A 12,690-nucleotide genomic window follows, 5' to 3' on the forward strand; every position below is an offset into this window, starting at 1 on the left:
CAAGCCTTCTTCATCGCAAATCCGGGGGACGAGAGGAGCCAGAGGCCCCCGGACCTGACTGGCCCTGCAGATTTGGCCTGTGACGAGCATGATAAGTACTCGTCACAGGCCTCAACCGATTGGTCAACAAGTCCGCACCAGGCGGTCCAACTGGCCTGAAAAGAGTGGCACCGCCGGGATCACCATGGAACAATGGCTGTGGATCTTCGCCCGCCCTCGCCGTCAACCTTTACGAAGGGCGAGCAACATCTGCACCCAAGGCAAATAGGCTAGCGCGATACTCGCTCAAGCGCAATTACGACGGCGCCGGGATTCTCTCGGAGCTTATTGCCCATCTTCTGCAGAACAGGCTCAATCGTTCTGTCATCAGCTGGATTACGAAGGAAGACCTCTGCACGTACGATTGTCGCCAAAGTCTTTCCAGTCGGACTCAGGAGCGATGCACTTTCGCCCATCTCCTGTGAGACCTTCCACCCCTTGTCCTTCAGGCGGGACACCTCAAGCGCGACCGCGTCGGCCGGCACCCCAGCTGAAGGAAGCAGAAGGTACGATATTTCGAACTCTTCTGCGCCTGCCGGATTCGTCGTGTTCGAATGAGCTATTTCTACACGCCCATCCACAACGACCCTGCGGTCGACCGAGGGGACCGTTAGCGCACCACCAGAAGTAGCAACCAGGGCGACAATGACGGCAGTCACTACCGCCAGGGCAGCAAGGAGGCCGGCTAGAGCTCGCTTCTTAGACATTCGCATCAATCAGCCCCAAAACTTCTCTGCAAGATCAAATTTGTGAGCAAATCCATACTCCCTTTCGAACCCCATTGGAACCGAATCCTTCTTTCCGGCCTTCCATTCTGAAATCCCCGCACCATTCATCGAATATCCCACATATGCAGCCGAGTCAGACAGCGAGTACTTGTTCTTCAAATCCCGCAAATTAGCCGCCGCCAGCCTGATTGCCATCTTGTCATCGCGCGCAAGAATAGACCTGGCCTGGGCCTCGGTCACCGTTCGGCCATAGTAGGACTTCAGTAGTGAAGCGGCTAGATCTGGGCGCATCTGGCCAATCCCGATCGTGTCACCGCTGATGGATGTAGTTTCTACTTCCCTAAACAGATCACCAATGATCGGAGCACCTGCGAGGGCTTGCCTTCCCCGCCCTTCCTGCATAATCAAGGCAGTAAGAACCGTCTTGCTGATACCGAATTCGGCAGCTGCATTTCGGATCTCACTCCGGAATCCGTCGAGAAATCCTGGAACTCCCGGCTCATCGGAGAGATTTCGGCCGACAGAACACCCGCCATTCAGCGCAAGATAGGAACTGCACGTAGGCTCGGACTTGGTGTTGGAGGATTCCCCTCGAGCCGGGCGCCCTCCTCTCCTCGATGGCACAGGAACGTCGAAGACCTGCCGTGATGCTTCTTCGTTTCGCGAGATCGCCGCCGCGGGAACGTAATTCGCCGTTGTCTCCGCCGCGTTCTTCATCGTGATGGTGCCGGCCGATCCGCAGTCATACAGCGTGCCGCACTCCTCGGACTTGAGGCCGTTGGGGTCGGAGCGGTTGACCGGGTTGTTGTTGCTGTAGGCGTAGGCGTTCCACTGAAGAGGGTCGCCGGCGTCGAGGATGGGGTCGGGGCTGAGGAAGCGGCCGGTGCCCGGCTGGTACTGGCGGGCACCCAGGTTGGTGAAGCCGGTGGCGTCGTCCTTGAGGCCGCCGACGTAGCCCTTGTCGCCGGACCAGGGGGTGGCGAGGGAGCCGGGGCCGCGGGTGGCGCCGAAGGGGTCGAAGGTGCGGCGGGTCTCGTTGGTGGTCGCGGACTCGATGGACAGGGAGCTGGTGCCGTGGTGGTCGGAGAACTGGTAGGCCAGCTTGCCCGGGCCCTCGCGGACCAGGGTGATTCCGCCGGGGATGCTGTAGTAGCGCGCACCGGTGCTGGTCCCGGTGCTGGTGTCGTACGAGAGTTCGTCGCCGCCACCGAGGTTGACCGTCACCTTGCCCGGGTTGCGGCGCACGAGCTGGTTGCCGTCCGCGTCGTAGAGGTACGACGTGGTGGCCGAGCCCTGGGTGAGTGAGGCGAGCTTGCCCTCGACGTCCCAGGTCAGTGTGGTGGCGTTGGCGGCATCGACGGCGTTCCAGGTGGAGCTGCTCCACTTGGCCTGCCAGCTCGATGTGAAGACGATGAAGTTGCCGTCGTCCTGCACCTTGGCGAAGTAGCCGCTGTTGTTGCCGACCCAGGTCTTGGAGGACCAGAGCGGGACGCGCTGCGGGTCGTAGACGACGAAGTTGCCGTCGTCCTGCATGGTCGCCCAGGCACCCGGGTGGTCCTGGGTGTTGGTGGACCAGATCGCCTTCCCGGTGCGCAGCGAGCTGAGGACCAGGTTGCCGTCCGGCTGCATGGCGAGCTGGACGCTGTTGGAGCGCACCGACTCACCGGAGTTGAGCACGAGCCCCGCCTTGAGGTCCTTGCTGCCGCCCGGGTTGTTGGTCTTCGTGGTGTTGCCGGCCGCGTCGTACTCGTCCGTTCCCTGCACACCGACTGCGACGCCGAAGGTGGACTTACCGGTTGCGAGCGCGTGCGGACCACCGGTGCCGCCACCCGTGCCGGCTGCGGCGGTGGGCGTGTTCCGGGCGCCCGGGGCCGGGAAGGTCTGATCGACCTTCAGGTCCTTGCCCGGGTCGCCGGCCGGGTCATGATTGACCAGCTTGGTGCGGTTGCCGGCCAGGTCGTAGCCGTACTCCTGCCAGTAGGCGGCACTGCCTCCCACGGTGGTCTTCGCGGGCGCGGTGGCACCGCTGGTGGGCGTCGAGTTGGCGCAGGACCCCTGTCCGCCGAGCGACGGAGTCGGCTGGCTGAGCTGCCCGGTGTCACTCCACGCGGTGGTGAGGCGGCCCAGGTAGTCGTAGCTGAAGCACTGCAGGTCGGTCGCGGCCGGGAGGTTGTTCGGGATCGCCCTGATCGCGGTGATCTGGCCGGCCTGGTTGTAGGCGTACGCGGTGTTCTGTACGGAGCCGGTCCCTGCCGTCTGCTTGTCGACGTACTGGTTCAGCAGACGGCCGGTCGGCTCGTCGTAGGTGTTGGTGGCGACGATCTGGGTGCCCCACGGGTTCATCGTGGAACGGATGCTACGCCCGTAGGCGTCCCAGTCGGACTGGCGGAGGTAGGTCGTCCCGGCACCGCCCATATCGTGCAGCAGCCCGTAGTCCTCGTAGTGGTAGGTGATCCATTCGTCGGCCAGGGTTCCGGCTGCGGCGCGGCTCTCCGAGATCAGCGCACCGGTGATCTCGTCGTAGACCGCCTGGTAGCCGAAGGTCGCCTGACCGGTCCTGCCGACCTCACTACCGGGAAGCGTGACGGTGGTCGCGGTCGGCCGGTAGGCCACGTCCAGCCCGGTGACGCTCTTGGTGTACGCCGCACCGCTCGCACCGCCCACGTACCGGGTCGACGATGCCGCCTGGCCCTTCGCCACGGTGTCGTAGGTGTAGCCGGTCAACTGGTTGGCTGGGGCGACCGTGCCGTTGTAGGTACCGGTCTTGCGGCCGAGCAGGTCGTAGGTGAGCGCGACGGTCTGGTTGCGCGCGTCGGTCGTGGACGCGAGCCGGCCCGCGCTGTCGTAACTGCGGGTGGACACACCCGTGTCCGGGTCGTCGGCGCGGACCTGGCGGCCGCGCTGGTCGTAGCCGTAGCTCCAGGTGTTTCCCGCCGAATCCACCCGCGTCGCGGCCGAGCCGCTCGGCGTGTAGGTGTAGGTGGTGACGTCCGCGTCGGCCGGGTTGCCGGTCGCGCCCGGCGTCCGGTACTGCCACAGCTGGGACGTACGGCCACGACCGTCGGTGACGGTGCTGGTCGCGGTGGCCCCGGCGGGAGGGCTCACGTCGACCCGGTCGGCGCCCGGGTAGGCGGTGGTGGTGGTCGACTGCAGAACACCGAGGGCGATGAACTGGGTACTGACCGGGCGGCCCATGCCGTCGAACTGCGTGGCGGTCCGGTTCGGCACCATCGCACCGTCCGGGGTCCACCGGACCGTGCCGGGCCCGTTGGTGTCCTCGTAGTAGGTGTTGTAGGCCTGGTTGGCACGGCCCTGCGAGTCGTAGAAGGTGTCGGTGATCAGACGCCCGTGGTAGGCGGAGATTGCCGGAGGGTTCTGCGTCTGGATCACCCGGCCGAGGCCGTCGATGATCTGCGTCGCGGTGCCGTACTGGCCACTGGATCGCAGCGTTCTACTGCTGATCGTGGACGGTGCGGTGGTGCCGTTGACCGCGTAGTCGTAGGTGAAGTTGGCACTCAGGGTCGTGTCCCGGCCAGGCGTCCAGACGGCCTTGAGGCGGCCCAGTGCGTCATAGGACTGGGAGACCTTGCGGCCGTTGGGATCGGTCGTGGTGATCGGCAGCCCTCGGGCCGGGTTCACCGTCACCGTGGTCTCACGCCGGCCGCCCGCGTCCGGAGCGCCGGCCGGCGCCGGGGTCCCGGTCACCGTACGGTTCGGCAGCTCGCCCGGATTGGCCGAGCTGTACGAGGTGGTCGCCACCGCTCCGTTGGGGTTCGAAGCGTCCGAGACCGTCGGGTCGGTGACGGTGGCCACGCGGCCGTACGCGTCGTAAGTGCTGGCACCACTGGTCACGTACTGGGCCGTACCCGAGCCGTCATAGCGGTCGAGCACCTGGCTGCCGGTGGCCTCGCCCTTGTCGCCCGCCACCTTGTAGGCAGCGCCATCGTAGAAGGCGCGGGTACCGGAGACCGTGTTGGCCGCGGTCGCCGTGGCGGCACAGGCATCGGCGCCGGAGACGGTCAGCACCTCCGCGACCAGCCCCGTCATCTGCGGGTTGCTCGCAACCGCATAATCGGTGCGGGTGCAGATGTCAGGGGTCCCATCGGCGGTGCTGAGCGAGGACTTGACCCGGTTGTTGTGGTCCTTGTCGGTCTTGGTCACCGTGGAGGTGGTGCGGGTGCCACCGGTGGTCTTCACCGTACTGACGGCGGTCGACGTGGTGGCCGCGTAGCGGGCCTCCAGGTCCGGCAGGCCGGTGCGCTTGTGCGTGGCGGTCGAGGCCTCTCCGGAGCTGGTGTTCACCGTGTAGCCGACGGGATCCGCGGCGTCGGCGTCGGTGTAGCTGTCCGACTCCAGCACCCGGCCCGAGAGCCAGTCCTTGTCGGCCTGGGCACCGCTCTTCGGACCGGTCACACTCGCGGTCTTCGGCGAGCCGTTCGCCTTGAGGTCGTTGTCCATGCCCTGGTAGTAGAACGTGGCGGACTTCGACCTGGCGCCGTCCGTACCGGAGCCCGTCACGGCGGTCACGCTGGCGTAACCGCGGAACTGGTCCCACGTCCGATAGTCGGAGTCGACCAGGGCGCCGTCGTTGCGGTGCCACGCGGCCTTGCCGTACGTGTAGCTGGTGGTCTTCGGGACCGAGCCCTGGACGAGGTTGCCGTTCGGGTCCACGGTGACGCTCTCGACCGGGTAGCGCAGGAACCAGTCATCGGCGGTCGCCTTGATGCCGGTGTCGTACCACTTCACGTTGTAGCAGCTCATCGTGTTGCTGTCGGCGGACGCCGGCATCCGGCCGGCGGTGCGCGAGCACGAGTCGAGCGCGTACTTGACGGAGATGGTCCCGCCGGTCTCGGTGGTGATGACCTCGATGCGCGGACGGTTGTACCGCGGGCGCGCCGGGACGAGGCCGTCGACGCGGTTGGGCAGCAACGCGCTGGCGAAGGTGACCTCCGGGAGGCCCTTCTCCTCAGGACTGTTGAACGTGTCCTTACCGACCCGGCGGACCGACGCCAGCCACGGGATCGCGGTGTCCTCGGTCGAGTTCTGCGGCTTCATGAAGCTGTGGGCGAGCTGGTAGCTGTCCACCGGACGGTACGAACCGCCGGAACGGACCTTGGTGGTGATCGTGTTGAGCCACTTGGTGGACCAGTAGCTCGGACCGGAGTTGGAGCAGACTCCCGACTGGGCGCACTGCTTGTCCAGCGGGACGTCCGGCCAGTTGGTGGCGTTCGCCGAGGTGCGCTGCGACGGGTCGCAGGCAGCGCCGAGGCACCGCTCCCCCGTCTCGAACTCGATCTTCGAAGCGGGCAGGTAACTGCCGCCGGCGGCGATCTGGTCCGCATCCAGCTGGCCGTAGCCGATCGAGGCGAGCGTGCCGCCACGGGTGTACTGGGTATTCACCCCCGCGCCCGGGTTCTGACCGCCACCTCGCGCGTACCAGTTGGTCTCGGGTGCGTAGGTGTAGGTGGTCAGGTTGTGGTGCGTGTCGACGACGTAGTCGAGGTTCCAGCGCCACGCCATCTGGCACCAGGAGCCCTTGCCCTTGGCCGAGTCGTAGCAGGGGTCACCGGCGTTCGGCGAGTAGACCGGCACCGTCCAGGCCGACTTGCTCTCCGGCCCGGTCCGGCTCGGCGCGCCCGCTATGGTGGGCACCTGGTTGAGGCCGAAGTAGTAGACCGTGCCCGAGGTGTCGGTGACCTTCAGGTACGACTCGTTCCAGGTGCCGTTGGCGGCGCCGGTGAGGAACTCGACCTTGGTACCGTCGTCGTTCTTCAGCCGCCAGGCGCACTTGGACTGCTCGAACCGGGTGTCCGTGTTCACGCACGAGGCGTCGTGCGGGACGAGTTCACCGGAGTGGCCGCCGAGCGACAGCGTCAGATTGGCGCCGCCCCAGCACTGGTCGCCGGATCCCGCGATCCCGGCCTTGGCACACGCCTTGTAGGAGCGCTCCACGAACCCGGAGCTGAGGTCCCAGCCGTCACCGATCCACGAGGCCTGGGAGTTGGTGGAGGCCGTCCGGCCGTCCACCGAGGCGGAGTCGTAGCCGAGTGCGAGCTGAGGTGCCGCCCCGCCGAGGGTCGGCGGCGACTGGATCGGGTAGCTGTAGCTGAACGAGCCCGACGAGCTTCCGGCCGTCCACGCCTGGCTCGACGAGAGCGAGGTCGCGCTGTAGGTGCCCGTACCACTGGAGGGTGTGCCCTCGGTCGCCAGGACCATCGGTGCCAGCGGTGTCATCACTGCCGACGTCGCCGCTGCGGCAGACTTCGCCGCGCTCTGCTCCTGCGCCGCCAGTGATCCCTCCACCGGCGGCAGTTCGACGTCCGCGATCAGCCGCTTGGCCTGCCTGTCGTAGTGGGACGGCACCGGGGTGCGAACCAGGCAGCTCGGCACCTCGGGTGTGGTCAGCGCACAGGCCGGCAGCGAGACGAGGCGCGCCCGCTCGGCGAAGTCACCGCCGAATCCGACGCCGCCGAGGTCGAGCGCCACGCGGACCTTGGCCGCCTCGGCCCGCCCGCTGCGGGAGAGTGCCAGCAGGGTGCCCTGCACGCCGAGCCCGTCGGCCGCCTTGGCCTCCGCCACGTCCACGCGAACGGACGTCGCGGTCGCCGCCGTGTCACCGGCGGCAGCGCTCTCCGCGCCCTTCGTCGCGGCCGCGTCCGGGGCCAGCGGCGCGAGCCAGATCGGCAGGTCGCCCGCCTGCCGGGACGCGCCGGCGGCGGGCTCGCGGACCTCGGCACCGCCCGCATCCGTACGCGTCGTGACAGAACCCGCGGGCGGAGCCGTATCCAGTGTCGCCAGTGCGGCACCGTGCGGAGCCGGCGGCGGCGCCTTCGGCGGGACCCAGTTCGGCGAACCGGTGGCCGGCGGCACCACCTTGGGCTTCTCGGCCCTGCCGGGCACCGATGCCGTCTTCGGCAGCGGGGTGTTCGGCGGCGACCAGATCCGGTCCTTGTTCCCGTCCGCCGACGGCGCGGCGAGTGCCGGCGCCATCGGCGAGACCAGGGCGCCCAGGATCGCCAGCGAACTCACCAGGGCCACCCGGGATTTCCGCCTCCCCGGTGACGGACTCCCCCTCCCGATCAGCCAGGAGAAACGGACATGACGAACTGACACCTCGACCCCCCACAGGCTCAACCGCACCACGCATCGGGTACGGATGGATGACTGTGGCGGAGGCTAGGCCCTCGACTGCCCTCCGGTCGAGCAAATTGTCGACCTATCACCTGAGTGATGGACCTCACACGGTGAGTAATCGGGAGCCACTCTGCAAATCGGACACCCGTACGAATAATCGGTTGACGAACCGTCACCCTCTGCGACAGCTTGCTAGCAGCCTCTGCGCGTGAGCTTCACAGATCTTCCATGCGCAGCTGATCCGACACTTCCGTGGGGGACTCACCATGCCTGCCGCTCCGCCCGGAGCTCGCTCCGGCGCGCGCTCTTCCGACCACTCGTCCCGGCGGTCCGTCGCCGCTGCCGTCGGCCTTCTCCTCGCCCTGACCTCGGTGGCACCGGTCGCCTTCGCCGCACCGGCCTCCGCGCCGACACCGGCCTCGCCCACCAGCTCCTCGCCCGGCCTCTCCGCGATCATGGCCGAGGCCGACGCCAAGCGGGCCGACGAGAAGACCGTGTCCGCTGCCGCCGACAGAGCGGCCGCCCGCGCCAAGGCGACCGGAAAGCCCGTCCCGGTGCCGGAGCTGACCGATGCGTTCAGCGAGACCGTCGCCACCCCGCAGGGACACCTCTCCCGCAGCCAGCACGCCGACCAGCAGCGGGCGAAGCAGCCGGACGGCACCTGGGCGAAGCTCGACGCGACCCTCGTCGCCGACCCGGCGGGCGGGTACCGGCCCAGGGTCGCGGCGTCCGGCGTCCATCTCTCGGGCGGCGGCCCCGGACCGCTCGGCACGCTGAGCAGCCCGGCGGGCGAGACGCTCGCCATCCAGTCGCCGTTCCCGCTCACCACACCCACCGTGGACGAGGACGGCGACGGCCTCGTCTACCCGGAGGTCGCCCCCGGCGTCGACCTCAAGGTGACCGCGTCCGCCACCGGCGGTCTCAGCACCGTCCTCATCGTCAAGACCCCCGAGGCGGCGGCCGACCCGAAGCTCCAGAAGGTCCGCTTCGGCACCACCACCAAGGGTGTGACGGTGAAGGCCGACGCGGCCAACAACCTCACCGCGAGCGCGACGGACGGAACCGTCGCCTGGCATGCTCCGGCTCCCCGGATCTGGGACAGCTCCACCGCGGCCGCTCCCCCGGCCGGCAAGTCGGCGCAGGCCGCCGCAGGCGTGGACGGCGCGGACCCCGGCCCGCCCGGAAAGTCGCCCCGGACGAGCACCGCGGACGGGCCGGGAATCGACGCGAAGGTCGCCACCATGGCCACCACCGCCACCGCGGACGGCATCGAGGTGGTCCCCGACCGGTCCGTCCTCGGCCAGGGCCAGGGCCCTTGGTTCATCGACCCGGTCTGGCAGTACGACCGGCGCGAGGGAAATGCCTGGACGTGGACGCAGGCGGGCCACCCCTATGACTCCAACTACCTGAAGACGACTGCCACCGGCCAGGAGTACGACCACCCCGGCGTGGGCTACCAGGGGTACCAGACCGTCAAGGGCGTCGAACGCTCCTACTTCCAGTTCGACACCCGTTGGTACAACGACATCTTCATCCACCGGGCGACCATGTCGGTCTGGGAGTACGAGTCCGCCGACCACTCCTGCACCAACAAGTACCCGGTGGACCTGTACCTGACCGGGGGGATCGACAACGGGACCACCTGGTCCACCCCCCCGGCAGTCGTCGGCGACCGGGTCGGCTCCGCCGACGTGGCCGGATCCGGCGGCAACGGCTGCCATGACAACCTCCAGTTCGACTACGACGTCACCTCCGCCTACCAGAACTACGCACCGTCGCGGGACTCGCTGACCTTCGGCCTCTTCGCCCGGGACGAGCAGAACAAGCTCGCGTTCAAGCGGATGGACTACCGGCCGGTCGTCGTGGTCGAGTACGACCGCTACCCCGAGACCCCCACCAACCCGAACGCCTGGCCGGCCCCCAGCACCGCCGATCCCCGGACCACCAACCAGGGCTGCGACGGCTCCTCTCTGGGCTGGATGAACTCCTCGGCCGGGTTCAACGGCAACGTCTCGCTGAACGTCAACGTGCACAGCCCGATACAGAACACGCTCAGGTCCTGGACCCACATCTGGGACTACTCACTGCCCGGCGCGCCGGACGTGGCGAGCGGCAACTCGGAGGAGGTCCCCAACGGAGGGGTCGCCGGCTTCCCGGTGCCGCCCGCCGTGCTCACGGACGGCCACGTCTACGGGTGGGGCGCCCAGTCCTACGACACCCTGATCGACGCGAAGTCCGACTCGACGCCCACCTGCCGGTTCGGCATCGACCTCACGCCGCCGACACTGAGCGTTCCGAACGTCTACAGCCAGCTGTCCGAGGCCGACCTGGCGAACCAGTTCCCGCCCTCCGGCAACGGCCAGGTCTCCAAGAAGCGCTCCGGTGAGTGGGGCGTCGTCCCGTTCACCGCGGCCGACGCGGCGCCGAACGGCGGTTCCCCCTCCGGTCTGGTCTGTGCCCGCTGGTCGTGGAACCCACAGCTGGCGGGCGCGGGCTGGTCCTGCGGCGCCTCGTTCCCCCAAGGCGGCATCGGCGTCCTTCCGACGCACTGGGGGACCAACATCCTCTACCTCCAGGTGATGGACAACGCGAGCAACGTGTCGCCGATCGCCCAGTACGCCTTCTACGTCCCGTGGAATCCGGACGGACCTCCGCCGGCCTTCGGCGACCTCACCGGTGACAGCGCACCGGACATCCTCACCCCGGACCAGTCCGGCTACCTGCGCACCTACAACGCACCCGGGAACCCCCACGCCACCAGTCCGGCCGTGGCGGTCGCCGCCACGGCGGCGGACTCGCCGACGGGGCAGGGCTGGAACAACATCCAGCTCACCCACCGGGGCACCCTGACCGGTGGGCACAACGTGGACGACGTCATCGCCCACGCTCCCGGGGACACCAACCTCTGGGTCTACGGCAACCCCAACAACGACAACGTCGTCGGACGGATCAACTCGAAGGCCAAACTCACCAAACCGCAGTGCGTGGTGACGGCGACGGAGACCTGCGCCTGGTACACGGCGGCCGGCTACAACGCCGCGAACTGGTCCACCACCCTGCGGATAGCCGCTCTGGGGGACCCGGTGCACACCGACCTCGACGCCGGCCTGAAGTTCAAGAACAGGACCGGCCTGCTCACCGTCGAGAGCACCGACAACGGGGCGGACGCCGCGCTCTGGTTCTACCCCGCCACCGGGACCAACACCCTCGGCAAGCCGGTCCGGCTGGCAGCCTCCGGGTGGAAGGACAAGGAGCTCATCACCCCCGGCGACTGGGCGAAGCAGGGCCGCCCCGGCCTGTGGGCGCGCAACCTGCGGACGGCCGCCGACGGGGCACAGGGCGACCTGTTCGCCTACACCTTCACCACCGGTACGGTGGTCGCCACCAACGACCAGGGCCAGCCGGTCCTCGATGACAACGGTGCACCCCTGACGGTGCCGACGCTGACCCAGATCGCGACCACCGCGAAGATCGGCGCGGTGCCGGTGGACGGCTGGCCGGTCCTGGGCTCCGACGGTGACCTCACCGGATCCGGCCACCCGACCCTCTGGGGCAAGACCGCAGAGGGCCGGATCGACGTGTGGTGGGGACAGACGACCGACCCTGGCACCGCCAACGCCGGCTTCGCCTGGCAGGTCGGCCCCGAGACGATCGGGGACACCGGGGTGAATCCGCTCTGGTGGGCGCTGGACGGCCGCAGCGGCGGCGACACCGGTGACACCAACGCGCTGTACCCGAAGGAGAACATCGCGCGCACCACCGATCACAACGGTGCGGCCAACAAGGCCACCGCCTTCGACGGCACCAAGGTCTACCGGTCGACCGCTCCGGTGGGCCCGACCACCGAGAAGCCCGGTCTGGACACCACGCAGAGCTACACAGTGGCCGCCTGGGTGAAGCTCGACAACACCAACGACTACCAGACCGTCGTCTCGCTGGCCGGCCAGGACCGGAGCCCCTTCTACCTCCAGTACTCGGCCCAGTTCGGCAAGTGGGCCTTCGTCTTCCCGGAATCGGACAACTACCACACCGGCACCTACTACGCGGTGGTGGACGACGGAGCTCGGCCGTCGCCGCTGACCGGTGTCTGGACCCACCTGGTGGGGACGTACAACGCCGGCACCGGTGTCGCGACGCTCTTCGTCAACGGCCGGGCGGCGGGCTCCGCGAACATCCCCGGAGTCTGGAAGACCAACGGCACGGTGAACATCGGCGGCGATGTCACCTCCCGCTACCCCGGCCCCAGCGATCGACTGAGCGGCGCGATCAGCGACGTCCGGCTCTACCCGTACGCGCTGACCGACCAGCAGGTCAACACCCTGGCCACCACCGCCGCCAGTGTGCAGATCCACAGCGCCTACAGCCCCGGCAAGTGCGTCGACAACTGGGGCGGCGGTCTCGGTGCCTATGCCGCCGTACACGACTGCTACAACGGCGACAACCAGCACTTCACGCTGACCGAGAAGAACCAGCTGAAGGTTCCGGGCGCCGATCGCTGCCTCGGGACCGAGGACAAGCCCGCGCACTGGGGCAGCAGCGTCACGGTCCAGACCTGCGGTGACCCCACGACGCAGACCTGGGTGCGGCAGTACGACGGTTCGCTGTACAACCCGGACTCCGCCACCTGCCTCGAACTGCCGGGGTGGAACACCGGCAACGGGGCCGCGCTCGGGGTCTGGCAGTGCAACGGCGCTCCGAACCAGCGCTGGTACTTCGAGGCTCAGACGCGCTGAGCCCCGAGGCGCACGCGTGCGGCCCCCTTCCGAGTGGTGCTCGGGAGGGGGCCGTT

The 12,690-nt window shown here is 68.2% G+C and carries 2 protein-coding genes; one reads left to right on the plus strand and one right to left on the minus strand.

Going from position 1 to position 12,690, the window contains the following annotated elements; translation table 11 throughout:
• Positions 1 to 755: 755 nt before the first annotated feature.
• The gene (locus ACIF6L_RS11470) at positions 756 to 7,805 is read right to left on the minus strand and encodes an RHS repeat domain-containing protein (RefSeq protein WP_396488071.1); all 7,050 of its coding nucleotides are present in this window, start codon (positions 7,803 to 7,805) and stop codon (positions 756 to 758) included.
• A gap of 467 nt (positions 7,806 to 8,272) precedes the next feature.
• Between ACIF6L_RS11470 and ACIF6L_RS11475 the strand changes: the two genes are divergently transcribed.
• Positions 8,273 to 12,634, plus strand: coding sequence for a LamG-like jellyroll fold domain-containing protein (locus ACIF6L_RS11475; protein ID WP_396488073.1), 4,362 nt, complete (start codon positions 8,273 to 8,275; stop codon positions 12,632 to 12,634).
• Positions 12,635 to 12,690: the final 56 nt, after the last annotated feature.

It is taken from the genome of Kitasatospora sp. NPDC086009 (genome assembly GCF_044540385.1).
Taxonomy (GTDB): Bacteria; Actinomycetota; Actinomycetes; order Streptomycetales; family Streptomycetaceae; genus Kitasatospora.